The organism is Kitasatospora purpeofusca (genome assembly GCF_000718025.1).
Classification (GTDB): domain Bacteria; phylum Actinomycetota; class Actinomycetes; order Streptomycetales; family Streptomycetaceae; genus Kitasatospora; species Kitasatospora purpeofusca.
This window is the reverse complement of sequence record NZ_JODS01000009.1, coordinates 130,175-155,890: the sequence shown is the minus strand read 5'-3', so window position 1 is coordinate 155,890 and position 25,716 is coordinate 130,175. Positions and strand designations below refer to the sequence as shown.

20 protein-coding genes, 1 pseudogene and 1 riboswitch are annotated in these 25,716 nt (G+C 73.9%); of the genes and pseudogenes, 10 read left to right on the top strand and 11 right to left on the bottom strand.

What is annotated here, in order from left to right; all coding sequences use genetic code 11:
- Position 1: 1 nt before the first annotated feature.
- The 3 genes and pseudogenes from IF01_RS0115685 to IF01_RS0115675 all read left to right on the top strand — a co-directional run.
- Positions 2-1,282 carry a CbiQ family ECF transporter T component gene (locus tag IF01_RS0115685; protein ID WP_078879989.1) on the top strand — a complete coding sequence of 427 codons (1,281 nt, stop codon included), beginning with the start codon at positions 2-4 and terminating at the stop codon, positions 1,280-1,282.
- Positions 1,279-2,934 (top strand): ABC transporter ATP-binding protein, encoded by a 1,656-nt coding sequence (locus tag IF01_RS0115680; RefSeq protein ID WP_030394025.1) that lies wholly within the window; start codon positions 1,279-1,281, stop codon positions 2,932-2,934. The genes IF01_RS0115685 and IF01_RS0115680 overlap by 4 nt, the downstream gene beginning before the upstream one ends.
- 53 nt (positions 2,935-2,987) lie before the next feature.
- Positions 2,988-3,731: pseudogene (locus tag IF01_RS0115675) on the top strand (ECF transporter S component); the annotation flags it as partial.
- A 24-nt stretch (positions 3,732-3,755) separates the two neighbouring features.
- Here the strand turns inward: IF01_RS0115675 and IF01_RS0115670 are convergent.
- On the bottom strand, positions 3,756-4,436 hold the full coding sequence (locus IF01_RS0115670) for a TetR/AcrR family transcriptional regulator (RefSeq protein ID WP_094745568.1): 681 nt from the start codon (positions 4,434-4,436) through the stop codon (positions 3,756-3,758).
- A gap of 135 nt (positions 4,437-4,571) precedes the next feature.
- On the opposite strand from IF01_RS0115670, the gene IF01_RS0115665 reads away from it, so the two are divergent.
- Entirely contained in the window at positions 4,572-5,681 is a 1,110-nt protein-coding gene (locus IF01_RS0115665) for an FAD-dependent oxidoreductase (protein WP_030394023.1), read from the top strand.
- Between the two features lie 115 nt (positions 5,682-5,796).
- A riboswitch (cobalamin riboswitch) is annotated at positions 5,797-6,034 on the top strand.
- Positions 6,035-6,197: 163 nt separating this feature from the next.
- Positions 6,198-8,513 carry a 5-methyltetrahydropteroyltriglutamate--homocysteine S-methyltransferase gene (metE, locus tag IF01_RS0115660; protein ID WP_030394022.1) on the top strand — a complete coding sequence of 772 codons (2,316 nt, stop codon included), beginning with the start codon at positions 6,198-6,200 and terminating at the stop codon, positions 8,511-8,513.
- Between the two features lie 72 nt (positions 8,514-8,585).
- On the opposite strand, the gene cobF is transcribed toward metE, so the two are convergent.
- From cobF to IF01_RS0115640, 4 genes are all read right to left on the bottom strand, one after another.
- Complete coding sequence (gene cobF / locus IF01_RS0115655) at positions 8,586-9,347, bottom strand: precorrin-6A synthase (deacetylating) (RefSeq protein ID WP_030394021.1); 762 nt, start codon at positions 9,345-9,347, stop codon at positions 8,586-8,588.
- A 95-nt stretch (positions 9,348-9,442) separates the two neighbouring features.
- A complete protein-coding gene (locus tag IF01_RS0115650; protein WP_030394020.1) occupies positions 9,443-10,579 on the bottom strand; it encodes a bifunctional 2-methylcitrate synthase/citrate synthase in 1,137 nt (378 codons plus the stop codon).
- A gap of 21 nt (positions 10,580-10,600) precedes the next feature.
- Positions 10,601-11,506: a methylisocitrate lyase gene (gene prpB / locus IF01_RS0115645; RefSeq protein WP_030394019.1), complete on the bottom strand. Its 906-nt coding sequence runs from the start codon at positions 11,504-11,506 to the stop codon at positions 10,601-10,603.
- Positions 11,507-11,520: 14 nt separating this feature from the next.
- Positions 11,521-13,032, bottom strand: a complete 1,512-nt coding sequence (locus IF01_RS0115640) for an MmgE/PrpD family protein (protein WP_030394018.1) — start codon at positions 13,030-13,032, stop codon at positions 11,521-11,523.
- Positions 13,033-13,282: 250 nt separating this feature from the next.
- Between IF01_RS0115640 and IF01_RS0115635 the strand changes: the two genes are divergently transcribed.
- Positions 13,283-14,746 carry a short-chain fatty acyl-CoA regulator family protein gene (locus tag IF01_RS0115635; RefSeq protein WP_030394017.1) on the top strand — a complete coding sequence of 488 codons (1,464 nt, stop codon included), beginning with the start codon at positions 13,283-13,285 and terminating at the stop codon, positions 14,744-14,746.
- A 58-nt stretch (positions 14,747-14,804) separates the two neighbouring features.
- On the opposite strand, the gene IF01_RS0115630 is transcribed toward IF01_RS0115635, so the two are convergent.
- The gene (locus IF01_RS0115630) at positions 14,805-16,106 is read right to left on the bottom strand and encodes a helix-turn-helix domain-containing protein (protein WP_244215518.1); all 1,302 of its coding nucleotides are present in this window, start codon (positions 16,104-16,106) and stop codon (positions 14,805-14,807) included.
- Between the two features lie 175 nt (positions 16,107-16,281).
- On the opposite strand from IF01_RS0115630, the gene IF01_RS0115625 reads away from it, so the two are divergent.
- Together IF01_RS0115625 and IF01_RS0115620 are read left to right on the top strand one after the other, a co-directional pair.
- Positions 16,282-16,470, top strand: a complete 189-nt coding sequence (locus IF01_RS0115625) for a hypothetical protein (RefSeq protein ID WP_030394015.1) — start codon at positions 16,282-16,284, stop codon at positions 16,468-16,470.
- Between the two features lie 52 nt (positions 16,471-16,522).
- The gene (locus IF01_RS0115620; protein WP_244215517.1) at positions 16,523-16,699 is read left to right on the top strand and encodes a hypothetical protein; all 177 of its coding nucleotides are present in this window, start codon (positions 16,523-16,525) and stop codon (positions 16,697-16,699) included.
- Positions 16,700-16,751: 52 nt separating this feature from the next.
- On the opposite strand, the gene IF01_RS0115615 is transcribed toward IF01_RS0115620, so the two are convergent.
- From IF01_RS0115615 to aceA, 3 genes are all read right to left on the bottom strand, one after another.
- Positions 16,752-17,618: a 3-hydroxybutyryl-CoA dehydrogenase gene (locus IF01_RS0115615; RefSeq protein WP_030394013.1), complete on the bottom strand. Its 867-nt coding sequence runs from the start codon at positions 17,616-17,618 to the stop codon at positions 16,752-16,754.
- A gap of 23 nt (positions 17,619-17,641) precedes the next feature.
- Positions 17,642-19,255 (bottom strand): malate synthase A, encoded by a 1,614-nt coding sequence (gene aceB, locus IF01_RS0115610; protein ID WP_030394012.1) that lies wholly within the window; start codon positions 19,253-19,255, stop codon positions 17,642-17,644.
- Positions 19,256-19,364: 109 nt separating this feature from the next.
- Positions 19,365-20,660 (bottom strand): isocitrate lyase, encoded by a 1,296-nt coding sequence (aceA, locus tag IF01_RS0115605; protein ID WP_030394011.1) that lies wholly within the window; start codon positions 20,658-20,660, stop codon positions 19,365-19,367.
- Between the two features lie 414 nt (positions 20,661-21,074).
- Between aceA and IF01_RS0115600 the strand changes: the two genes are divergently transcribed.
- Both IF01_RS0115600 and IF01_RS0115595 read left to right on the top strand, forming a co-directional pair.
- A complete protein-coding gene (locus tag IF01_RS0115600) occupies positions 21,075-22,499 on the top strand; it encodes a short-chain fatty acyl-CoA regulator family protein (RefSeq protein ID WP_030394010.1) in 1,425 nt (474 codons plus the stop codon).
- A gap of 95 nt (positions 22,500-22,594) precedes the next feature.
- Positions 22,595-23,197 (top strand): hypothetical protein, encoded by a 603-nt coding sequence (locus IF01_RS0115595; RefSeq protein WP_030394009.1) that lies wholly within the window; start codon positions 22,595-22,597, stop codon positions 23,195-23,197.
- A gap of 7 nt (positions 23,198-23,204) precedes the next feature.
- On the opposite strand, the gene IF01_RS0115590 is transcribed toward IF01_RS0115595, so the two are convergent.
- Complete coding sequence (locus tag IF01_RS0115590) at positions 23,205-24,848, bottom strand: amidohydrolase (RefSeq protein WP_051755390.1); 1,644 nt, start codon at positions 24,846-24,848, stop codon at positions 23,205-23,207.
- Positions 24,848-25,711: a PaaX family transcriptional regulator gene (locus IF01_RS0115585; protein WP_051755439.1), complete on the bottom strand. Its 864-nt coding sequence runs from the start codon at positions 25,709-25,711 to the stop codon at positions 24,848-24,850. Before IF01_RS0115585 ends, IF01_RS0115590 begins: the two co-directional genes overlap by 1 nt.
- Between the last annotated feature and the right edge of the window lie 5 nt (positions 25,712-25,716).

Sequence of the window (25,716 nt, the reverse complement as noted above, 5' to 3'; positions counted from 1 at the left end):
GGTGACCACGCTCGACAAGCGCTCCGCCGGCTCCCCGTCCCCCGCCTCCGGGCGGCTCGCGGGGGGCCGGCGCAGTCCGCGGAACCTGCACCCGCTCGCCTGGTGGACCTGGGCGCTGGCCCTGGCGACGGCGGCCAGCCGCACCACCAACCCGCTGCTGCTCCTGCTCGTCCTCGCCGTGCTCGGCTACGTGGTCACCGCCCGTCGCACCGACGCCCCGTGGGCGCGCGGCTTCGGCTACTACCTGGGGCTTGCCCTCACGGTGGTGGCGATCCGGGTGGTCTTCCGCTGCGTCTTCGCGACCGGCATCACCCCGCACGACCACCTGCTGTTCTCGCTCCCGCACATCCCCACCCCCGCCTGGTACGCGGGCATCGAGATCGGCGGCCCGGTCTCCCTGGAGGCCACCCTCTCGGCGGCCTTCGACGGACTGCGGCTGGCCTGTCTGATCTGCTGCATCGGCGCCGCCAACACCCTCGCCAACCCCAAGCGGGCCCTGCGCGTCCTGCCCGCTGCCCTCTACGAGCTCGGTGTCGCCGTGACGGTGTCGCTCAGCGTCGCCCCGCAACTGGTGCAGAGCGTCCAACGGGTCGCGCGGGCAAGGAGGTTGCGGGCGGGCCGGACCAAGGGCGTCCGCGCGCTGCGCAGCATCGTCGTCCCGGTGCTGGAGGACGCCCTGGAGCGTTCGCTGCACCTGGCCGCCGCGATGGACTCGCGCGGCTACGGGCGGGCGGGGACGGCCACCCGCCGGTCCCGCCGGACCACGGGCGCGCTGATGCTGCTCGGCATGTGCGGGCTCTGCGCCGGGGTGTACGGCCTGCTGGACGGAACCGCCCCCGCCGTCCTGGGACTTCCCGCGCTGGTGGCCGGCGCCGTTCTGTGCGCGGCGGGCCTGGCGCTCGGCGGACGCCGGGTGCGGCGCACCAGCTACCGGCCGGACCGCTGGCGGGCCGCCGAGTTCGGGGTGGCCGGCTGCGGTGTCGCCGCCGCCGTGCTGCTCTTCGGGACCGTCGGCTACGACGCCACCGAGCTCAATCCCTCGCTGTATCCGCTGACTTGGCCGAGCCTGCCGCTCGTCCCGGTGCTGGCCCTGCTGCTGGCCGGCGCCGCCGGGGCGATCGCCCCGCCGCCCGGCCGCACTCCCGGGCCGGCCACCCCGCCCAGGCCGCGCCCGGCGGACGGAACACGCCACCGGCGCACCGCCGTCGACCGCGCCACGTCCGACCGCGCCACGTCCGACCGCACCGAGCCCGACCGCACGACCACCGAGGTGAGCAAGTGATCCGATTCGACCGGGTCGGCGTGGTGTACGAGGGCCGCGACGCCCCCGTGCTGCGCGAGGTCGACCTGCACGTTCCGGAGGGCGAACTCTGCCTGGTGGTCGGCCGGACGGGCGTCGGGAAGTCGACCCTGCTCGGCGCCGTGAACGGCCTGGTGCCGCACTTCACCGGCGGCACCCTGCGCGGCCGGGTCACCGTCGACGGCCGCGACACCGCGCACCACCCGCCGCGTGAACTGGCCGATGTGGTCGGGGTGGTGGGGCAGGACCCGCTGGCCGGCTTCGTCACCGACACGGTGGAGGAGGAACTCGCCTACGCGATGGAGCAGTTGGCCGTCCCGCCGGAGGTGATGCGCAAGCGCGTCGAGGAGATCCTCGACCTGCTCGGCCTCGCCGACCTGCGCCACCGCGCGCTGCACGAGCTGTCCGGCGGCCAGCAGCAGCGGGTCGCCATCGGCTCGGTGCTCACCGCCCACCCCCGGGTGCTGGTCCTGGACGAACCGACCTCCGCGCTCGACCCGACGGCCGCCGAGGAGGTGCTCGCCGCGATCACCCGGCTGGTGCACGACCTCGGCGTGACCGTGCTGCTCGCCGAACACCGCCTGGAGCGCGTGGTCCAGTACGCCGACCGGGTGGCCTACCTGCCCGGTGACGGCACCGTCGTGCACGGCCCGCCCGCCGAGGTCTTCCGGGGCACCGCGATCGCGCCGCCGGTCGTCGAGCTCGGCCGGCTGGCCGGCTGGAGCCCGCTGCCGCTCTCCGTCCGGGACGCCCGCCGGGCCGCCGCGCCGCTGCGGGAGACCCTGGCCGCGCGCCCGGCACCGGCGCCGCGCCGCGGCGCCGCCGAGGGCGACACCGTGCTGTTCGCCGAGCGGATCGTGGTCCGGTACGGGCCGGTGACCGCCGTCCGGGAGGTCGGCCTGGAGCTCCGGGCCGGCCAGGTCACGGCCCTGATGGGGCGCAACGGATCGGGCAAGTCCTCGCTGCTGTGGGCCCTCCAGGGCTCCGGGCCCCGCCAGGGCGGCAGCGTGCGGGTGGTCCGCGAGGACGGCAGGCCGCCCAAGGACCCCAAGCGGGTCTCGGCGGCCGAGGCCCGGCGGCTGGTCGGGCTGGTCCCGCAGACCCCGACGGACCTGCTGTACCTGGAGTCGGTGGCCCAGGAGCTGGCCCAGAGCGACCTGGAGTCGGGCCGCGAGCCGGCAGCGGAGGCCGGACCGACCGCGCGCCGGATCCTCGACCGCCTCGCCCCCGGCATCCCGGACGACACCCACCCCCGCGACCTCTCCGAGGGTCAGAAGCTGGCCCTGGTGCTGGCGATCCAACTGGCCGCCGCACCCCGGGTGGTGCTGCTGGACGAGCCCACCCGCGGCCTGGACTACCACGCGAAGGAGGCGCTCACCGGCATCGTGGCCGCCCTCGCGGCCGAGGGGCGCACCGTGGTGGTCTCCACCCACGACGTCGAGTTCGTCGCCTCCGCCGCCGACCGGGTGCTGGTGATGGCCGAGGGCGAGATCGTCGCGGACGGCCGCACCGACGAGGTCATCGTCGCCTCGCCGACCTTCGCCCCGCAGGCCGCCAAGATCCTCGCCCCACTGCCGTACCTGACGGTGCATCAGGTGGCTCAGGCGCTCGAATCCGCGGGGGCCGCCCGGTGACCGCCGTCCGGATCCCCGGCCGGGCCCGGGTGGTCGTGGCGCTCGCCGCCTTCATCGGGCTCGTCGCCTTCACCTGGCCGTTCGTCGTTGCCCCGGGGAAGTTCGGCTCCTCCTACGCCCCGCCGCTGATCTTCGGCGCGCTGATGCTCCTGGTGCTCGCCGTCGTCGTCGCGGAGATCTCGGCGGGCGGCATCGACGCCAAGGCCCTCGCCATGCTCGGCGTGCTCTCCGCCGTCAACGCCGGGCTGCGCCCCCTCGGTGCGGGGACGGCGGGGGTGGAGACGGTGTTCTTCGTGCTCGTCCTGGCCGGCCGGGTCTTCGGCCCGGGCTTCGGTTTCACCCTCGGCTGCACCTCGCTGTTCGCCTCCGCCCTGCTGACCGGCGGGGTCGGCCCCTGGATGCCGTACCAGATGTTCGGCTGCGCGTTCGTCGGCCTGCTCGCCGGGCTGCTGCCGCCCCTGCGGCGGTGCTGGGAGGTGCCGGTGCTGGCCTTCTACGGCGCCTTCTCCGGCTACCTCTTCGGCTTCCTGCTGAACCTCTCCTTCTGGCCGTTCTCGACCGACCCCAACAGCTCCATCGCCTACCTGCCCGGACTGCCGTTCACCGAGCAGTGGCACCGCTACCTGCTCTTCGACGTGGCGACCTCGCTCGGCTGGGACACCGGCCGCGCCGTCACCACCTTCGTGGCCGTCCTGCTGGTCGGCCCCGCCGTCCTGACCGTCTTCCGCCGCGCCGCCCGCCGGGCCAACTTCGAGCCGACCGTGCGTTTCGAGGCCGTGGACGCTCCTCCGGGCAGCACCACCGCGACGGCAGGTGACACGTCATCGCGAGACGTGGGCCTCGATGCCGTCGAGCACGAAGTCGAGGCCCATCCGGAAGGTGCGGTCGGCGTCGAGGTGGGCGGCGTCGCGCACCACCGTGGCCAGCGCGGGGAACCGGCCCGTGGCGAAGGTGCGTTCCAGGTAGGGCCCGAGTGACCGCTGCCACTGCTTCTCGTCCATCCCGGTGGCCCGCTCGGCCCGCCGCTCGGCGATCTCCCGACGCACCGCGCCGATCACGTACGCCTTGACCGCGGCGACCACCGGCATGACGGCGTCCACATGGAGGTCGCCCAGTGCGGCCACCAGGGTCTCCCCGCCGGCCAGCGCCTCCGGCCCGAGCTGGGGTCGGCCGCCCAGCAGATCGGCGAGCCATTCGTGCTCGTGGACGGCGCTCCGAGTGGCTTCGGCATGGGACCGGAGCACCTCCCGCCAGTGGTCGCCGACCGGCCGGATCCCGGCGTGCACGGCGTCGACCATCAGGTCGAGCAGCTCCTCCTTGCTCGCGATGTAGCCGTACAGCCGCATCGGACGGACGTCCAGTTCGGTGGCGACCTTGCGCAGCGACACCGCGTCCAGGCCGTCCGCGTCGGCGAGCCCGATCGCCGTCCGCACGATCCGGTCCCGGCTCAGCGGGGCCGGCACGGGTCGATCCGGCGGCTCCGGCCGCTCCCACACCAACATGCCGCTCACCATACAACGCATCGGGCGATACAGTGTATCGACCAGTACGGTGTATCGAGACGCGTCGAGGTGCACCGAGGTGCCTCCGAGGTGCCTCGACGGTGTCTTGAAGGCGTTTCGGAGGGGGAGGCAGAAATGACCATCGCCATCGTCGGAGCCGGCCTCGGCGGCCTGGCGCTCGCCCGGGTGCTGCACGTGAACGGCATCGACTGCGTCGTCCATGAACGCGAATCGTCACGCCACGCGCGCGGCCAGGGCGGCATGCTCGACATCCACTCCGGCCAGCGGGCGCTGCGCGAGGCCGGTCTGATCGACGAGTTCTTCGCGATCGCCCGCGGCGAGGGCCAGGACATGCGCCTGCTGGAGCCGGACGGCACCGTGCTGCTCCAGGAGGACACGCCCGACGACGCCCCGCTCGCGCGGCCCGAGGTCGACCGCGCCGACCTGCGCGACCTGCTGCTGGACTCCCTCCCCGAGGGCACGGTGCGCTGGGGGCGGGCGTTCGAGTCCGCCGACAGCGGCCTGCTGCGCTTCGCCGACGGCGGCAGCGCGACGTACGACCTGCTGGTCGGCGCGGACGGCGCGAACTCACGGGTCCGCGCGCTGCTCACCGACGTCCGCCCGGCGCACACCGGTCACAACATGGTCGAGGTCGGCATCCCCGACATCGACCGGACCCACCCCGACCTCGCGGCCATGGTCGGGCGCGGCACCTACTGGGTGCTCGGCGACGGAGTGTCGCTGGCGGCGCAGCGCAACGGCGACGGCCGGGTCCGCATCGGCCTCGGCTTCTACGACACCGCCGAGGACTGGTTCGCCACCAGCGGGATCCCGTTCGACGACCCGGCCGCCGCCCGGGCGCGGCTGATCGACCTGCTCCCCGGCTGGGACCCGCGCTTCACCGCGCTGATCGCGGCCTGCGACGACACCGTCGTGCCGAGGTCGATCACCACCCTCCCGGTCGGCCTGACCTGGCCGTCGACGCCGGGCGTCACGCTGGTCGGCGATGCCGCGCACCTGATGCCGCCGGTGGGACAGGGAGCCAACATGGCGCTGCTCGACGGCGCCCTGCTGGGTCTCGCGCTCGCCGCGCACCCGGACGACCTCCCGGCCGCCGTGGCGGAGTACGAACGCGAGATGTTCGAACGCACCGCCGCTGCCGCCCGGATGTCCACGGAGATCCAGGCGATGCTGCGGGCGCCGGACGCCGCTCGGAAGATGCTCGCGTTCTTCCAACCGGACTGACAGCGGCCGAGTGCGGCGGCGCGCGCCCCCCGGCCGACGCGGCCCCGAGGTGCCCGCCGGTCCCGATCCGTGGACACCGCGGTGGAATCCATCGCCCCGACCGGCGGTTTGCCTCTAGGCTGACCCTGTAGCTGGTTCGTCCTGCCCGCCAGGCAGGACGTCGTAAGAGGGAACCCGGTGACGCCTTTCGACTGGCCAGTCCGGGACTGCCCCGCAGCGGTGAGTGGGAACGACCGCCGTCATACGCACTGGGTCCGAGCCGGGCCCGGGAAGCGACGGCCAGTAGGTGTCCGCCCTCGACGAGGGCGAGCGTGCCCGCGAGTCCGAAGACCTGCCCGCTGCCCGTCCGCGGAGGATCCGCGGGCGGCTGTCCGATGACCTCGAGGGCGGGTCGGCGACCACAGCAGGCGGTTCAGGCACGTCCGTTCGCGGCAGCCACCGTCCGGCTGGTCGTCCCTTCGCGCCCTCGTCCCGTCAGCGGGCACTTGAGGAGCAAGACTCGCGAAGGAGAGTCCCTTGACAGCGAAGTCCGCAGCCGCGGCCACCCGGGCGACCGTGCACGGCTACCCCCGCCAGGGCCGGAACCGGGAGCTCAAGAAGGCGATCGAGGGCTACTGGAAGGGCAACGTCACCGCCGACGCCCTCCGGGCCGCCGCCACCGAGCTGCGCCGGGAGAACTGGCGGCAGCTCGCCGACGCCGGTGTGCTCGAAGTCCCCACCGGCGACTTCTCGTTGTACGACCACGTGCTGGACACCACCGTCGCCGTCGGCGCGATCCCGGCCCGCCACCGGGCCGCCGTCGACGCCGACCCGCTCGGCGGGTACTTCGCCATGGCGCGCGGCACCCAGGACGTCGCGCCACTGGAGATGACCAAGTGGTTCGACACCAACTACCACTACCTGGTCCCCGAGTTGGGGCCCGACACGGTCTTCGTCGCGAACCCGGCCAAGGCGGTCGGCGAACTCGCCGAGGCGATCGCGCTCGGCCACGGGGCCCGGCCGGTGCTGGTCGGCCCGGTCACCTACCTGCTGCTCGCCAAGCCCGCCCCCGGCGTGACGGCGGACTTCGAGCCGGTCACCCTGCTCGACCGGCTGCTGCCGGTCTACGCGGAGCTGCTCGCCGCCCTGAAGGCCGCCGGCGCCGAGTGGGTGCAGTTGGACGAGCCCGCGCTCGTCCAGGACCGCACCCCGGCCGAACTGAACACCGCCGCCCGCGCCTACCGCGAGCTCGGCGCCCTCACCGACCGGCCGAAGCTGCTGGTCGCGAGCTACTTCGACCGCCTCGGCGAGGCCCTGCCGGTGCTCGCCAAGGCACCCGTCGAGGGCCTGGCGCTGGACTTCACCGGCCCCGCCGCCGCCAACCTCGACGACCTCGCCGCCGTGGGCGGCCTGCCGGGCAAGCGGCTGGTCGCGGGCGTCGTCGACGGGCGCAACATCTGGATCAACGACCTGGAGAAGTCGCTCGCCACCTTGGCGACCCTGCTCGGCCTCGCCGACCGGGTCGACGTCGCACCGTCCTGCTCCCTGCTGCACGTGCCGATCGACGCCGCCCTGGAGCGCGACGTCGCCCCGCAGATCGCCCGCTGGCTCGCCTTCGCCCGGCAGAAGGCCACCGAGGTCGCCCTGCTCGCCCGCGCACTGCGCGAGGGCACCGGCGCGATCACCGCCGACCTCGCCGCCAACCGCGCCGACCTGGCCTCCCGGGCCGGCTCGCCGATCACCCGCGACCCGGCCGTGCGCGCCCGCACCGCCGCCGTCACCGCCGAGGACGCCCGCCGCCCGCAGGCCTACCCGCAGCGCGCCGAGGCCCAGCGCGCCCGCCTCGGCCTGCCGCTGCTGCCGACCACCACCATCGGCTCCTTCCCGCAGACCACCGAACTGCGCGTCGCCCGCGCCGATCTGACGGCCGGTCGGATCGACGCCGCCGCGTACCGGGAGCGGATGGAGGCCGAGGTCCGCGAGGTGATCGCCTACCAGGAGAAGGCCGGCCTGGACGTCCTGGTGCACGGCGAGCCCGAGCGCAACGACATGGTCCAGTACTTCGCCGAGCAGCTCACCGGTTACCTCGCCACCCGGCACGGCTGGGTGCAGTCCTACGGCACCCGCTACGTCCGCCCGCCGGTCCTCGCCGGCGACATCTCCCGCCCGCACCCGATGACCGTCGACTGGTTCCGCTTCGCCCAGGACCTCACCGACCGCCCCGTCAAGGGCATGCTCACCGGCCCCGTCACCATGCTCGCCTGGTCCTTCGTCCGCGACGACCAGCCGCTCGGCGACACCGCCCGCCAGGTCGCCCTCGCCCTGCGCGACGAGGTCACCGACCTGGAGGCCGCCGGCGCCGCCGTCGTCCAGGTCGACGAACCCGCCCTTCGCGAGACCCTGCCGCTGCGCGCCGCCGACCGTCCGGCGTACCTGGACTGGGCCACCGAGTCCTTCCGGCTGGCCACCTCGGGCGTGCGGGCCGACACCCAGGTGCACACCCACATGTGCTACGCCGAGTTCGGCGCGATCATGAGCGCGATCGAGGAGCTCGACGCGGACGTGATCTCGCTGGAGGCCACCCGCTCCCACATGCAGGTCGCCGGTGAACTGGCCGCCGCCGGGTACCCGCGCGAGGTCGGACCGGGCGTCTGGGACATCCACTCCCCGCGCGTGCCCAGCACCGAGGAGGCCCTCGCCCTGCTCCGGGCGGGCCTGGCCGCGATCCCGGCCGAGCGGCTCTGGGTCAACCCCGACTGCGGACTGAAGACCCGCGGCTGGGCGGAGACCCGCGCCTCGCTGGACAGCCTGGTCGGCGCCGCCCGCCGCCTGCGCGAGGAACTCGCGGGCTGACACCCGGTCTGCTCCGTCCCGCCCCGGTCGTCGCAGGCCGGGGCGGGACGGGTCGGACCGGTCGGCGCGCGGTCAGTCCTCGGTGCGGCGCAGCAGATAGGTGTCCATGATCCACCCCTTGCGCTCGCGCGCCTCGCCGCGCAGCCGCGCGATCTCCGGCGCCGCCTCGCCGAGCGGACCGGAGACCAGGATCTCGTCCTCCCCGCCCAGGTAGGCGCCGTAGTGGATGTGCACGCCCTCGGGGTCGATCCGGCCGAAGGCGGCCTGCCCGTCGAGCATCACCACCGTGTCCTCGGCGCCCGGCGGGAAGCCCTCGGCGGCCAGCCGGCGCGCGGTGGTGATCCGCACCGGGCGGCCGACCCGGGTCAGGGTGGTGCGGTGCCGGGCGGCGAGCACCGAGACGCTGCTGATGCCCGGCACCACCTCGTAGTCGAACGCGCCCGGGTCGGCGGCCAGCACCTCGTCCAGCACGGCGGTCACGCTGTCGTACAGGCTGGGGTCGCCCCACACCAGCAGCGCGCCGGTGCCGTCCGGGCCCAGTTCCTCCGCCACCAGCCGGCCGACCAGCTCGGCCCGGCGGCGGCGCCAGTCCTGGACCGCCTCGGTGTAGGCCGGAGTGGTCCGGTCGCGCTCGGCGTCCGGCACCTCGACCACCCGGTGACCGGGGCGGGCGTGCTCCTCGATCATCCGCCGGCGCAGCCGCATGAGGTCCTGGCGCTGCTCGTTCTTGTCGAGGAGGAGGAAGACGTCGGTGCGGGCGATGGCCTTGACCGCCTGCAGGGTGAGGTGGTCCGGGTCGCCCGCACCGATGCCGATGACGTTGATGTGCCGCATGCCCACGATTCTGCCCGGTCGGGAGGGGTGCGGGGTAACGGGAGCCCGGGCCCGTCCGGCTGGAGCCCGGGACCGTCGGACGGCGACCGGGCCCGTCAGGCGGAGACCGGCACCGGCCGCTGCTCCGGCCCGTCGTAGCGGGCGAGCGGGCGGATCAGTGCGTTGTGGGCGAGCTGTTCGGAGATGTGGGCCGTCCAGCCGGTGATCCGGCTCATCACGAAGATCGGTGTGAACACCGGGGTGTCGAAGCCCATCAGGTGGTAGGCCAGGCCCGCCGGGTAGTCCAGGTTGGGGTGGATGCCCCGGCGTTCCAGCATCGCCTCCCGCAGCGCGGTGTGCAGCGCCGCCAGCCGCGCGGCCCGCGGGTCGGTACTCCGGGCGACCAGGTCGTCCAGGGCCGCCTGCATGATCGGGACGCGGGAGTCGCCGTGCTTGTAGACGCGGTGGCCGAAGCCCATGATCTTCCGCCGGTCGGCGAGCGCCCGGTCCAGCCAGTCCGCGGCCCGGGCCGGATCGCCGATCTCTTCCAGCATGTGCATCACCGCCTCGTTGGCGCCGCCGTGCAGCGGCCCCTTGAGCGCGCCGATCGCGGCGGTGACGGCGCTGTAGAGATCGGAGAGGGTGGAGGTGACGACGCGGGCGGTGAAGGTGGAGGCGTTGAAGCTGTGCTCGGCGTACAGCACCAGCGAGATCTCGAAGCAGCGGACCACCTCGGGCGCGGGCACCGCCCCGAAGCACATGTGGAAGAAGTTCTCGGCGTACCCCAGCTCCGGGTCCGGGGCGATCGGGTCCAGCCCGCGTCGGCGGCGCTGGTCGGTGGCGACCACGGTGGGCAGCCTCGCCAGGAGGGTGAGGGACTTGGCGAGGCCGGGGGCCGGGCGGCCGTCGTCCTCGGTCTGGTCCTCGGCGCCGAAGAAGCTGACGGCGGTGCGCAGCACGTCCATCGGGTGGCAGGTCTCCGGGAGCCGGGCCAGCAGCTCCGCGGTGGTGCGGTCCAGCGGTCGCAGCGCGCGCTCCCGGGCCCGGAACCCCTGCAGCTGCGCCGCGTCCGGCAGCTCGCCGTACTGGAGCAGGTGGGCGACCTCCTCGAAGCAGCGGTGGGCGGCCAACTCCTGTACGGGGTAGCCGCGGTAGGTGAGCGAGTTGGTCTCCTGGACGACGGTGGAGATCCCGGTGGTGTCGGCGACGACACCGGCGAGGCCGCGGTGGACCTCGGGTGCGGTGGTGGACATGGGGGTGGTCCCTCCGGTGCGTCAGGTGCCGGGCGACAGGGTGAAGTCGAAGACGGCCGAGTCGAAGGCCGAGTACTCCTGGTAGCCGAGGAGTTCGTACAGCCGGGAGCGGGTCTGCATCCGGGGCAGCAGGGCGGACTGGGTGCCCTCGGCGGCGAGGGTGCGCAGCCCGTCCTCGGCCGCGCCCATGGCGAGGCGCAGCAGGGTGACGGGGTAGAGCGCGATGTCGTACCCGAGGTCCTGGAGGGTCCGGGCGTCCAGCAGCGGCCCCTTGCCGAACTCGGTCATATTGGCGAGCAGGGGGACGTCGACGGCCTTGCGGAAGGCCGCGAACTCGGCCTCGTCGGCGAGCGCCTCGGGGAAGACCGCGTCCGCGCCCGCGTCCACATAGGCCTTCGCCCGGTCGATCGCCGCCGCCAGGCCCTCGACGGCGCGGGCGTCGGTGCGGGCCATGAGGAGGAAGTCCGGGTCGCGGCGGGCGTCCACGGCGGCCCTGATCCGGCGGACCATCTCCGTGCGGGTGGTGACGGTCTTGCCGTCGAGGTGGCCGCAGCGTTTGGGGTTGACCTGGTCCTCCAGGTGCAGGCCGGCCACCCCGGCGTCCTCCATGAGCTGCACGGTGCGGGCGGCGTTCATCGGCTCGCCGAAGCCGGTGTCGGCGTCGGCCAGTACCGGCAGGTCGGTGGCCCGGGTGGTCTGGCGGGCGCGGTCGGCGACCTCGGTGGCGGTGGTGAGGCCGATGTCGGGCAGGCCGAGGTCGGCGGCGAGCACGGCCCCGGACAGGTAGGCGGCCTCGAAGCCGAGGTCCTGGATCAGCCGGGCGGAGAGCGGGTTGAACGCGCCCGGCACGGTCAGCAGCCGTCCGGTGGCGAGCCGTTCGCGCAGGGCGCGGCGGCGCTGCGAGGCGGTGGTGCGGGTGTGCAGCATGTGGGTGCGCAGCATCAGAACAGGCCCTCCGGCAGGGTCTCGTCGAACTCCCGGACGGCCTGGGTGTCGACGGCCGGGAACAGCTCGTCGAGGTCGGTGGCCCGCAGCTCGGCGAGGCCGTCGGCGGCGGCCAGGAAGCGGTCCTGGTCGGCGGCCGTGACGACCCCCTCGGCCAGGGTGCGGAACTTCCGCTCGTACGCGGGCCGGTCGAAGGGCCGGGCGCCGTTGGGGTGGGCGTCAGCGAGGGCGAGTTCGTCCTCGACCACCGTGCCGTCGTCCAGGGTGACCACCACCCGGCCGCCGAAGGCCCGGCGCTTCGGGTCGGGGTCGTGATAGCGCGCCGTCCACTCCGGGTCCTCGACGGTGGTGATCCGCCGCCACAGCGCGACGGTCTCCGGACGCGCGGCCCGCTCGGGCGTGTAGGAGTGTTCGTGGTGCCAGCCGCCGTCCTCCAGGGCCACGGCCAGGATGTACGGGATCGAGTGGTCGAGGGTCTCCCGGCTGGCGGTGGGGTCGTACTTCTGCGGGTCGTTCGCGCCGGAGCCGATCACCTGGTGGGTGTGGTGGCTGGTGTGCAGGACCACGGAGCGGACCTGCCCCAGCGGCCCGGTCTTCTCGCGCAGCCGCCGGGCCAGGTCGATGATCGCCTGGGCCTGGTACTCGGCGGAGTGCTCCTTGGTGTAGGTGTCCAGGATCGCCCGGCGCGGCTCGTCGGCTTCCGGCAACCGCACCGTGTAGTCCGACCGGGGTCCGTCGAGCATCCAGGCCAGGAAACCGTCCTCGCCCTCGTAGATCGGGGAGGGGCTGGTCCCGCCGCGCATGGCCCGGTCCACCGCCTCGATCGCCGCCTTGCCGGCGAAGGCGGGGGCGAAGGCCTTCCAACTGGAGATCTCGCCCTTGCGGGACTGCCGGGTGGCGGTCGTGGTGTGCACCGCCTGCTGGACGGCCTGGTAGGTGACCTCGGTCGGCAGCCGCAGCAGGGTGCCGATCCCGCAGGCGGTGGCCGCGCTCAGATGGGCCACGTGGTCGATCCGGTGCTCGTGCAGACAGATGCCCCTGACCAGCGCGACATGCACCTCGTACGCGGCGACGATGCCGCGCAGCAGGTCGGCGCCGGTGCGGCCGGTGTGCTGGGCGACGGCGAGCAGCGGCGGGATGTTGTCACCGGGGTGGGAGTAGTCGGCGGCGAGGTAGGTGTCGTGGAAGTCCAGCTCGCGCACGGCCGTCCCGTTGGCCCAGGCCGCCCACTCGGGCGCGACCCGCACCAGGCTGCCGAACACCCGGGCGCCCGGCGCGGCGTGGTGGGCGCGGGCGTGCGCCTGGGCGCGGGCCACCGCCACCGGACGGCGCAGCAGCGAGGCCGTGGCCACGGCGGCGTTGTCGACCACCCGGTTGACGGCCATCGCGGCACTCTCGGGGTCCAGCTCCTCGGTGCCGGCGGCGACGGCGGCGAGCCGCCAGGCGAGCTGCTCCTCGCGCGGCAGCCGGTCGGCACTGGGGTGGACGCGGACGTGGTACTCGATCACGGGGGCTCCTCGCGGGCTTCGGCGGAACGGGCGCACCACGAGCCTTTCCCACGACGGCGCCCGTGGCGAGGAAGCCACACTGCGGAATCGGGCCACGTCGGGGCGGTGAAACTGCGAATTCTGCGGATCCGGCCGACGGGCGGCAGTGGTACTTTTCGCAAGCCGGGCGAGGAAGCCGCCCGTTGCGCAGTTCCGCAGTTCTGCCGTTCCGCCGTTCCGCCGTTCCGCAATGAGGAGTACCACCGGTCCCATGACACGCCCGGCCGCCCGGAAGATCTACGCACACGCCAAGCTCCGCCGACTGCGCCGCGCCCACGGCCTCAACCAGGTCGAGCTGGCCCGCGAACTCGGCATCTCCACCAGCTACCTCAACCAGATCGAGCACAGCCAGCGCCCGCTGACCGCGCCCGTGCTGCTGCGGATCGCCGAAGTCCTCGGCGTCGAACCGGAGTTCTTCTCCGACACCGACGAGGAGCGCCTCGTCACCGACCTGCGCACCGCCCTCGCCGACGAGGCCTGCGGCGGCACCGTCCCGCCCGAGCAGGTCACCGAGGTCAGCCGCGACCACCCCGAGCTGGCCCGCGCCCTGGTCGCCCTGCACCGCCGCTACCGGGAGGCCGTCGAACACGTCACCGGCCCCACAGTCACCGGCCCCACAGTCACCGGCCCCACAGTCACCGGGCCGGCCGTCACCCGGCCGGCCGCCGAACCCCACGACGAGGTAAGGGACTTCTTCTACACCCACCACAACCACATCGACCCCCTCGACCGGGCCGCCGAGACCCTGGCCGGCACGCTCGACGCGCCGCCCGGCGGCCGGTCGGCACCCGCCCTCGCCGCACTGCTGGCCGACCGGCACGGCGTCCGGGTGGCGGAGACCGACCACCGGGACACGGCCGACCTGCGCCGCTACGACCCCGCCACCGGCGTACTGCGGCTCTCGCCCTGGCTCACCGACGGCCAACGGGCCTTCCAACTCGCCACCCAGCTGGCCCTGCTGGAGCAGTGTGAGCTGCTGGACGACCTGGTCGCCGAGGCCGGCCTCACCTCCCCGCAGGCCGAGTCGCTGGCCCGGATCGGCCTCGCCAACTACTTCGCCGGGGCCGTGCTGATGCCCTACACCGCCGTGCACACGGCCGCCGAGGACCTGCGCTACGACATCGAACTGCTCCAGGCCCGGTTCGGCGTCGGCTTCGAGACCGCCTGCCACCGGCTGAGCACCCTCCAGCGCACCGGCCGCCGCGGCGTCCCGTTCTCCTTCCTGCGCGCCGACCGCGCGGGCAACATCTCCAAACGCCAGTCCGCCACCGGCTTCCACTTCTCCCGCCTGGGCGGGACCTGCCCGCTCTGGACCGTATACGAAGCCTTCTCTGCACCCGGCCGCATCCTCACCCAGGTCGCCGAAATGCCCGATGGAAAGCGCTACTTCTGGATCGCCCGAACGGTCACCCACGGCGGCCACGGCCAACGCGCCGCCCGCGCCGAGTTCGCCGTCGCCCTCGGCTGCGAACTCCGCCACGCCCACCGCCTGGTCTACGCCGAAGGCACCGCCCTCGACGACCCCCGCGCCGCCACCCCCATCGGCCTCGGCTGCCGCATCTGCGAACGCACCGACTGCGCCCAACGCGCCCGCCCCCCGGCCACCAACCCCCTCACGGTGGACCCCAACCACCGCACCCGCATCCCGTACCCGGTCCTGTCGGACCAGTCGTGACGGCACCCGTACCCACGCGCCCCGGCAGGAGGCGCGGGCCGCGAGGGCCCGCGCCGGATCAGGAGGTGACGCCCGTGCGCGCGGCCAGCTCGCGAGCGCCGGGGATCGACACCGGGGCGTAGAGCAGGTCTGCGGTGAGCGCCTGCAAAGCCGGCCTGCGCACCTCCTCCGGCGCCACTCGCTCGGTGAACCGCAGCGCGGCGAACGTACGGCGGTGGTCCCCGAGGTGGTGCCACATGCGGGCGCAGTCCGTTCCGAACCGGGCCTGGCGCTCCACCGTCGGCAGTCGCCCGGGACTGATCCGCGCGGCGTGGGCAATCGCCTCGTCCGGCGTGCCCAGCGCCGTGTGCACGCCGATCCAGTACAGGTCCACCTGGGTGCTGGTGGCGTCTACCGTGAACAAGGGGGTTCTCGGCCCGGCCTCGGCGCCAGGGAGCCGGCGTACCGTGTCGGCGGCATCTGTCATCAGGTCCACGGCGTCGCTCCGACGCCGGTCGCACGCCGCCGTGTAGGCGGCCGTCATCAAGAGTGTGGCGGCTACGGCCCGGGACACCTGGTCGCCATCCCGTTCGAGCGAGTCGGCCGTTCGGCGCAGGAGGTCGACGGCGGCGGACGGCCGTCCGGCCCGTCGCATCGTGATCGCCAGGACCCGGGCCGCCTCACCGTGCACGACAGGGTGGCCGCTGGCCTGAGCAGCGGCCAGCGCCCGGTCGGCAGCCGGCCACGCGACATCCGAATGCGACTTCAGTGCGAGTTCCGTGGCCAGCACCCACGCCCGTGAAACGTGTGCGTGGGCGTCCTCGCGGGGACGGCCGGAAAGCTCGTCCCGGGTGGCTTGAGCCGTGCCGAGCAGGCTCGGCAGGCTTTCGCCGAGAGCCCGGTAGCGAGCCGCCGTGAAATGGGTCCGTGCGGTCGCGAGCGACCGGCCGAGTTCTTGCAGGGATGTCGGCGCCGACGCCTCGGGCTCGTACAGGGCCCCGACGATCCGAGCCGATGCGTCGTGCGGCGTGGCGGCCGCAGATGTCGAGGGGAGTACGGACACTCCTGCCGCCGCCATACCGGCCACGAGCAGCTGCCTGCGCAGCATGGCATCCTCCTGAGCTGCAGTCACATCTGCCGCCAGAGTATCCGGTCGAGGGCTGCGAACGACGTCAAGCGGCAGGTTCAGCGTCCGGGCGATCAACCGGAGAGGTTGATCGCCCGGACGGAGCACGCCGTTTTCGATGCGGCTGATCGCGGACGCGGAGTACCCGCAGGAGTGTCCCAGTTGGGCTTGCGTCATGCGCCGCGCGCACCGCGCGGCCCGGATCGTTGCCCCCATCTGCTGCTGATGTGACACGGTGCCGCCCTTCGACTGCACGGGATAGCCACCGTATAGACGGACCGGCTGCCAGGGGCAGGGCGTGCACGGAGTGTGCGAGGCACGCACACGGCGTGCGGAGGCAGCCGATCGGTATTCGCCTGTAGGCCGCACGCGGCTTCTGTGGTGTTGCCCGGCCGGCGCACCTCTGCCCCTTCAGCCCGAGGAGAGTGCCATGAGCACCGTCCTGCTGGACAAGCCCGTCGCCGAGATCCGACCCACCAGCGCCCCCGAGCCCAGTACGCTGCCCGAGCGGGACCGCGAGGCGGGAGCCCGTGCCTGCCCGGTCTGCGGATCGGGTTCCACCTACCAGATGATGGACGGCCGGTGGGGTTGCACCCAGTGCGGGTCGACCTGGTCCTGACCGGCCTCGGGAGGCCCTGATGGCGGACTGTGCGCAGTGCGGGATGCCCGCGGTGATCGAGGATCTGGACGAGCGGCCGCCGCGGCCCTGGTGTCTCGGGTGTGCGACCGCGCTCGTGCGGGCCGGTGATCCGGTTCTCCGCTATCGCTCGCTCGACGGCGCGGACAGGTACGGGCGGGTCCTTTTCGGTGGCAGTACCGAGGTGCTGCCGTTCCGTCCGATCGGTTGAGACCGATTGAGACCGATGGGGACGGCTCCTCGCCCCGACGGGCGAGGAGCCGTCAGCTCGACCGGTGGGGGTGGAAGCCCCGGCCGGACTTGCGGCCGAGGAGGCCCGCTTCGACCATGCGGGTGAGCAGTGGTGGGGGTGCGTAGAGCGGTTCCTTGTACTCCTCGTACATCGACTTCGCGATGGCCTGGACGGTGTCGAGGCCGATGAGGTCGGCGAGTTGGAGCGGGCCCATGGGGTGGGCGCAGCCGTGGACCATGCCGGTGTCGATGTCCTGGGCGGTGGCGTGGCCGGCTTCGGCGAGGCGGATCGCGGAGAGGAGGTAGGGGATCAGGAGGGCGTTGACGACGAAGCCGGCGCGGTCGCGGGAGCGGATGACGTGCTTGCCGAGCACCTCCTCGGCGAAGGTGTGCACGCGGTTGAGGACGGTCGGGTCGGTGTGCAGGGAGGAGACGAGTTCGACCAGGGGCATGACCGGGGCGGGGTTGAAGAAGTGCAGGCCGAGCACGTTGGCCGCCCGTTCGGTGGCGATGCCGAGGCGGGTGACGGGGATGGCGGAGGTGTTGGTGGCGAGGACGGCGTCGTCGTCGGCGAGCACCTTGTCCAGGGCGCCGAGGACGTCGGTCTTGACGCGTTCGTCCTCGACGACGGCCTCGACCACGAGTTGGCGGTCGGCGAGGGCTTCGAGGTCGTCGGCGAACAGCAGGTGCGCCCAGGCGTCGGTGCGCTGCTGATCGCTGATCCGGCCGCGGTCGACGGCGCGGTGCAGGGACCGGTCGATGCGGGCGCGGGCGGCGCGCAGGGCGGCGGAGCCGTGTTCGCAGACGATGGTGTCCAGGCCGGCGCGGGCGAAGACCTCGGCGATGCCGGCGCCCATCTGTCCGGCGCCGACGACGGCGACCCGTCGGATGTCGTTCATGGCGAGCCTTTCCGGGGGCGGTGTCACAGGGCCGGTGCGGTGGTGCGGACGAGGTGGCGGGCGTACGCCTCGGTGGTGAGGAAGGCGGGCAGGTCGGCGCCGAGGGCGGTGTCGACGAGGATCCGGGTCGCGTCGTCCAGCAGCGCCGGGTCGGCGCCCTCGGCGAGCAGGGTGGCCCGTTCCCGGTCGATCAGCCGTCGGACGAGGTCCGGGGTGGCGAGCGAGCCGCCGGTGAGCCGGGTGCAGTGGTGCTGCCACTGCCAGAGCTGGCAGCGGGCGATCTCGGCGGTGGCGACGTCCTCCATCAGGCCGAACACGGCGACCGCGCCGGTGCCGCCGAGCCAGGCGGTGAGGTAGCGCAGGGCGACGGCGACGTTGGCGCGCAGGCCCTGTTCGGTGGGCAGGCCGACGGAGAGCCGGTGGACGCCGAGCAGGTCCGCGGCGGTCACCTCGACGTCCTCGCGGCCGCGGTCGAGCTGGTGCGGCTGGTCGCCGAGGGCGGCGTCGAAGGCGGTGCGGCAGGTGCCGACCAGGCCCGGGTGCGCCACCCAGGAGCCGTCGAAGCCGTCCCCGGCCTCGCGTTCCTTGTCGGCGCGGACCCGGGTGAGGGCGGCCTCGTTGGCGTCCGGGTCGCGTTGCGGGATCGCCGCGGCCATGCCGCCGATGGCGTGGGCGCCGCGCCGGTGGCAGGTGCGCACCAGCAGGTCGGTGTAGGCGCGCATGAACGGCTGGGTCATGGTGAGGGAGGCGCGGTCCGGCAGGACGAACCTCGGCCCGTGCTGGGCGAAGTTCTTGATCAGGCTGAACAGGTAGTCCCAGCGGCCCGCGTTGAGGCCGGCGGCGTGCTCGCGCAGCTCGTGGAGGATCTCGTCCATCTCGAAGGCGGCGGTGACGGTCTCGATCAGCACGGTGGCGCGGATCGTGCCGTGCGGGATGCCCAACTCGGCCTGGGCGACGGTGAACACGTCGTTCCAGAGCCGCGCTTCGAGGTGGTTCTCCAGCTTGGGGAGGTAGAAGTAGGGGCCGGAGCCGGCCTCGATCTGCGGCCGTCCGCAGTGGAACAGGTAGAGGCCGAAGTCGACCAGGGCGCCGATCGCCGGCCGGCCGTCGATCAGCAGGTGGTGCTCGTCGAGGTGCCAGCCGCGCGGGCGGACGACGATGGTGGCGGGGTCGTTCCCGACGAAGTAGCGCTTGCCGCCGGCGGTGGTGTCGTCGATCCGGCGCTCGATCGCGTCGATCAGGTTGAGCTGGCCGGAGACGAGGTTGTGCCAGGTGGGGGAGGTGGCGTCCTCGAAGTCGGCGAGCCACACCTTGGCGCCGGAGTTGAGGGCGTTGACGGCCATCCGGCGCTCCGGGGGGCCGGTGATCTCCACCCGGCGGTCGTGCAGGCCCGGTCCGGCCCCGGCCACCCGCCAGCTGTCGTCCTCCCGGACGGCGCGGGTTTCGGGCAGGAAGTCCAGGGTGCCGCCGGCGGCGAGGGCGTCGGCCCGGCGCCGCCGCTCGGCGAGCAGTGCGGTGCGGCGGGCCGCGAAGGGGAGGTGCAGGCGGGCGACGAAGGCGAGGGCCTCGGGGGTGAGGACCTCCTCGAAGCGGTCCTCGGCGGCGCCGAGGACCTCGATGCGGGTGGGCAGGCTCATCCGGTTCTCCTGGAGGCGGGTCGGGGGCCGCCCGGGCCCCGTCCCTCAACGGGGTCCCCGGGCGGCGCGGCGGAAGGCGGCTCGTCCCCGACGAGCCCGCCGGGGTGGCTCAGTGGAACTGCTCGGCCTCGGTGGATCCGGTCAGGGCGAGCGTCTCCGCGTTGGGGTTGAGTGCCGTGCTCACCTGGTCGAAGTAGCCGGTGCCGACCTCGCGCTGGTGCTTGACGGCGGTGTAGCCGTCCGGCACCGCCGCGAACTCGGCCTCCTGGAGGTCGACGTAGGCGGTCATGCCGTGCTCGGCGTAGCCGCGCGCCAGCTGGAACATCGAGTGGTTGAGCGCGTGGAAGCCGGCCAGGGTGATGAACTGGAACCGGTAGCCCATCGCGCCCAACTCCCGCTGGAACTTGGCGATCCGGTCGTCGTCCAGCGCGGCCTTCCAGTTGAAGGAGGGCGAGCAGTTGTAGGCGAGCATCTTGTCCGGGTGCTCGGCCTTGATCGCCTCGGCGAACTCCCGGGCCTGGCCGAGGTCCGGGGTGCCGGTCTCCACCCAGATCAGGTCCGCGTACGGGGCGAAGGCGAGGCCGCGGGAGATCACCGGGGCCATGCCCGGCTCGACCCGGTAGAAGCCCTCGGCGGTGCGCTCGCCGGTGCAGTAGCGGGCGTCGCGCTCGTCCACGTCGGTGGTGAGCAGGTTGGCCGCCAGCGCGTCGGTGCGGGCGACGATCAGGGTCGGCACATCGGCGATGTCGGCCGCGAGCCGGGCGGAGTTGAGGGTGCGGATGTGCTGCGCGGTCGGGACGAGCACCTTGCCGCCCAGGTGGCCGCACTTCTTCTCGGAGGCCAGCTGGTCCTCGTAGTGGATGCCCGCCGCGCCGGCCGCGATCATGCCCTTGGTCAGCTCGAAGGCGTTCAGCGGGCCGCCGAAGCCCGCCTCCGCGTCGGCGACGATCGGCACCAGCCAGTCCGGACCGCCGTCGGTGCCCTCGGCGGCGTCGATCTGGTCGGCGCGCAGCAGCGCGTTGTTGATCCGGCGCACCACCTGCGGGACCGAGTTGGCGGGGTAGAGGCTCTGGTCGGGATAGGTCTGCCCGGCCTGGTTGGCGTCGGCCGCGACCTGCCAGCCGGACAGGTAGATCGCCCGCAGCCCGGCCTTCACCATCTGGACGGCCTGGCCGCCGGTGAGCGCGCCGAGGGCGTGGATGTAGTCCTGCTCGTGCAGCTGCTGCCACAGGCGTTCGGCGCCGCGCCGGGCGAGGGTGTGCTCCTCGCGGACCGACCCGGCCAGGCGGACCACGTCCGCCGCCGTGTAGCTGCGCTCGATGCCCGCCCAGCGCGGGTCGGACGCCCACCGGGCGGCCAGTTCCGCCGCGCGCCGTTCCTGCTGCTGCCGTACCGACTCGGTCATGGTGATCCGCTCCCGGGCTCGTTGCCGTGTGCTGTGAAGGGACGTGCTGTGAAGGGACGTGCTGTGAAGGGACGCGCTTCGAAAGTCGCGCTGCGAAGAGATGTGCTGCGAAGGATGTGATGACCGCCACCAGGAGGGCGGGTGCGGCCGGGATACCGGGCGGGCGGTGCGACACCGCGGGACGTGGGTCCGCCGGGGACGGGCGCCAACACCCGGCTTCTGGCCGGTGGTTGCCGCCGTCCGGGTTCGGGGCCCGGCCGCGGTACGACTCTGGCAGGCCGACGGGGGCGCCGTCACCGCTGGACGGGTGCCAAGTTCTGCGAAGCCGGAACGGCGAATCGGCGAAGGCTGCGAAGGCCGGAGCGGGCCCGAACGGCTAGGGTGGGCGCCCGTCGACCAGGGAGGCCGGGACACATGGGCAGGACCTTCGCCGGGGCGCGGTTGCGCCGGCTGCGCGAGGAGCGCGGCCTCAGCCAGGCCGCGCTCGCCCGCCTCCTCGACCTCTCGCCCAGCTACCTCAACCAGCTGGAGCACGACGCCCGCCCGCTGACCGTCCCGGTCCTGCTGCGGCTCACCGAGGCGTTCGGCGTGGAGGCCGGCTACTTCGCCCCGCCCGACACCGCCCGGCTCACCGCCGAACTGCGCGACTCCCTGGGCGAGGAGGTCGCCGCCGGGCGGATCACCGCCGGGGACCTCGCCGAACTGGCCCAGCGGCTGCCCGCCGTGGCCGCCCTGCTGCTCGACGTGGACCGCCGTCGCCGCACCGCCGCCGAGCAACTCGCCGTGCTGGCCGAGGACCGCGGCCCGGCCGCGGGCCTGGCCGAGGCCCGCAATCCGCACGAGCAGGTCCGCGAGTTCTTCTACCGGCGGGCCAACTACGTCGACGAACTGGACCGGGCGGCGGAGGAGTTGGCGGCGCGCATCGGGGTCCGCCGGGGCCGGGTGCGGACCGCGCTGACCGACCGGCTGGCCGAGGCGCACTCCGTCCGGGTGAGCACCGGGCCAGGCGGGAAGGACGACCGGCTGCACCACTTCGACCCGGTTGGCCGCACCCTCCACCTCTCGCCCCGGCTGCGGCCCGGCCAGCAGGCCTTCCGGCTCGCCACCCAGCTCGGCTACCTCGAACACGACGCGCTGCTCAGCGAACTCGCCGCGCAGGAAAGCCCGGAGGGCGCCCCGGCGCACGCGCTCACCCGGATCGGCCTGGCGAACTACTTCGCCGCCGCGCTGGTGCTGCCCTACCGGGCGTTCCACGGCGAGGCGGAGACGTCCCGCTACGACCTGGAGCACCTCGCCGACCACTTCTCGGTCGGCCACGAGACGGTGTGCCACCGGCTCAGCACCCTGCAGCGGCCCGGTCTGCGCGGGGTGCCGTTCTCCTTCGTCCGGGTCGACCGGGCGGGCAATGTCTCCAAGCGGCAGTCCGCCACCGACTTCCACTTCTCCCGCACCGGCGGCACCTGCCCGCTGTGGAACGTCTACGAGACCTTCGCCGCCCCGGGCCGGGTGCACGTCCAGGTGGCCGCGATGCCGGACGGCCGCCGCTACCTGTGGACCGCCCGCGCCGTCACCCGTTCGCCGGGCGGCTGGGGGCGGCCCGGAAAGACCTTCGCCCTCGGTCTGGGCTGCGAACTGCGGCACGCCTCACGGCTGGTGTACTCGGCCGGTCTCGACCTCACCGACGAAGCCGCGGCCACGCCGATCGGCCTCGGCTGCAAGGTCTGCGAACGGGCCGCCTGCCCGCAGCGCTCCGCCCCGCCGATCGGTCGCCCGCTCGCGGTGGACGAGCACAGCAGCACCTTCGCGCCGTACCCGACCGGCGGCGGCGACACCGGCTGACCGTGCGGCACGGGCCGGGTGGTCGTGTCCGTGCGGTCGTGTCCGTGGGTCGTGTCCGGCCGGTCGCGGGGCGGCCCGCCCGGTAGCCTGCCGGGGTGCACGGGTTCGGGGTGACGGAGTTCCAGTTGGTCCTGCTGCGCCGGATGGCGGACTTCCGGCCGGAGCTGGTCGAGGACGCGGTCCGCCGACTGGGGGAGACCAGGGCGGGGATGCGGGAGGCGAACAAGCGCTGGCAGGCGATGCTCAGGGCGCCGGGGTTCCCGGGCGGCGGGCGTCGGTACACGGCCGTGCTCGGGCCGCCGGAGGCCGTGGTGGAGCGGCGGATCGGGGACCTGGCGTGCGCCGCCCGGCAGTGGGCGCTGCCGCTCTGGCCCGGGTTGCGGTTCGAGGTCCTGACCGGTCCCGCCGAGGCGGGCGCGCCGGTGCTGAACGCCTGGCTGGTGCGGGTGGCGGACACCCCGCCGCCGGTGCTCCGCGCGCTCGCCGACCTGGAGCCGTGGAGCTGTGTGGTGGCCGATCTGGGCGCGGCGTTCCCGCCCGCGGTGCCGCGCGAGGGCAGTGCGCCGAACCGGTTCCGGCTGGACTTCACGGCCCCGGACGCCGACGGGCAGCCGCAGGCCCGCACGGCGGACTTCACCTGGGGCCTGCTCCAGGAGGTGCGGCCGCTCGACAACCCCGCCCGCACGAAAGGGGACTGACGAGAAATCAGCGCCGGTGCACGGTCCGCCCCCCGACCACCGTACGGTCGGGCAGCAGCCCCCGCAGCTCCTCGACCGGGCAGCTCAGCGGGTCGCTCGGCCACAGCGTCAGATCGGCGAACGCGCCCGGCCGCAGGGCACCCCGGTCCGCGCTCTCCCCGGTCAGCCGGGCCGCCGCCGAGGTGTGCAGGGCGATCGCCTCGGACCGCTCGATCGTGTGTTCCGCCCCGACCACCCCGGCCACGGTGCGGCGGGTGGTCATGCCCCAGACCGACAGCATCGCGCCGTACGGGCCGACCGGGAAGTCCGAACCGGCGGCCAGCATCGCGCCCTCGTCGAGCCACTCGCGCAGCGGGAACAGCGCGCGGGTGCGCTCCTCGCCCCAGGCCCGCTGCTGGGTGGGGGCGCCGTCGTGCAGCAGCGGGTGCTGCACGGTCACGGGGATGCGGAGGGCGACGGCCCTGGCCCGCTGCTCGGCGCGGGCGAGCCCGCCGTGTTCCACGACCAGGGTGCCGGCGGGCAGTCCGGGGCGGTGCGCGAGCACCTCCTCGAAGACGTCGAGCAGGGTGCGCAGGCCCCGGTCGCCCCAGGCGTGCACGCCGACCCGCAGTCCGCGCCCGACCACCCGGTCCACCGCGTCGGCCAGCTCCTTCGGCTCCCACAGCAGTCGGCCGTGATAGCAGGGCTGCCCCTGGTAGGGCTCCTCCAGGGCGCCTGCCTCGAAGCCGCCGTCGATACCGAACTTGACGCCCCAGACGGAGAGTTCGGAGTCATCGTGGCCGGCGGCGCGCCAGGCGTCGACGCGGTCGAGCAGGGCCTCCACCTCCTCGGGGGTGCGGACGGCGAAGCCGGAGACCAGCGCCCGGACCCGGACGGAGAGGGCGCCCTCGGCGCGGGCGGCGCGCAGCACGTCGAGGTCCTCGACCGGGACCAGGCAGTCGCGGACGGTGCCGATCCCGGTGGCGGCGTAGGCGGCGGAGGCGGCGCGCAGTCCGTCGATCCGCTCGGCGAGGCCGGGCCGGGGCAGGACGCGTTCGGCGAGCTCGATCGCCTTGTTGATCAGGCGACCGGTGAGGCGGCCCTCGGCGTCGCGCTCGATCACGCCGCCGGGCGGCTCGGGGGTGGCGGCGGTGATGCCGGCGAGCCGCAGCGCGGCCGAGTTGAGCACCATGTTGTAGGCGCCGCGGCGGACCAGGACCGGGTGGCGGTCGGTGGCGCTGTCCAACTCCTCGGTGGTGGGCATCCGTTGCTCGGCGAGGTTGAGCTCCTGCCAGTTGACGGTGGTGGTGATCCAGTCCCCGGCGGGGGTGGCGGCGGCGCGTTCGCGGAGCAGGGCGAGGAACCCGGCCAGGTCGGTGGCGCGGTGGACGGGCACGCCGTGCACGCTGTGTCCGGCGAGGATCAGATGGGTGTGGGTGTCGTCGAAGGCGGGCAGCACGGTCGCCCCGGGCGCGTCGACGACCTCGGTGGTGGGGCCGATCAGGCCGTCCAGGCCGTGCGGGTCGGCGGCCAGGGCGGTGATCCGGTCCCCGGTGACGGCGACGGCGCGCCGCGGCGGCTCGCCGGGGACGAGGGTGTGCACGGCGGCCGCGCGAATCAGCAGATCGGCAGTCGGTCGGCCGGGCCGGGGCTGGTGGGGCTGCTGGGTCATCACGGCTCCTGGCGGTGGTGGGCGGCGGTCACCAGCCCGGTGACCTCTTCGACATGGCGCAGGCTCGGCCCGGCGAGCAGGGTGTGGAGTCCGGTGAAGACCGCCCGGGCGGCGACGGCGTTCCAGTCGGGCGGCAGCAGCGGGGCGGGCAGCCCGGGGTCCAGGTAGGGCAGCCGCCGCCACTGGGTGAGCATCGGGACGTAGTCGCGGAACGCCTCGGCCTGGTCGGGGCCGGAGCCGGAGTCGCTCCCGCGGGCGGCGAGGACGGGCCGCCAGGTGTCGGTGAAGGCGGCGTACTGGCCCTCGATGGCGGGGAAGTCCCACCAGGCGGCGACGGCGGTGCGCAGATCGGTGAATCCGGCGTACTCGGCGGAGAGGAAGAGGTGGACGTACGCGTCCAGGCCGAGGCGTTCGAGCAGGCGCCGGGCGTCGGGCAGGACCCGGGCGGGCGCCAGCCAGACACCGGGGGCGGCGTTGCCGAAGCCCAGCCAGCTGAGCCGGGAGCGCAGGGTGTGGCGGTGGGCGCGTTCGGACTCGGGGACGGAGAAGACGGCCACCACCCAGCCGTCGGCGAGCTCGGCGGGCTCCAGGCTGCGGAAGATCCGGCGGTCCCCCTCCTCGAACACCGGGCCCATCGCGGGGGAGAGGCGGTAGCCGGTGCCGGACCCGTCGCCGCGCTCCTGGAGCAGGGTGCCGGCCTTCTTGAGACGGGAGATGGCCGAGCGGACGGCGGGTGCGTCGACGTCCAGCTCGGCCATCAGGGCGATCAGGTCGGCGATGGATATCCAGCCGCCGAGACGGCGGACGAACTCGCCGTAGACGGTGTGGATCAGCGAGCTCGGCCGGGGCGTGCTCTCGGTCATCCGGA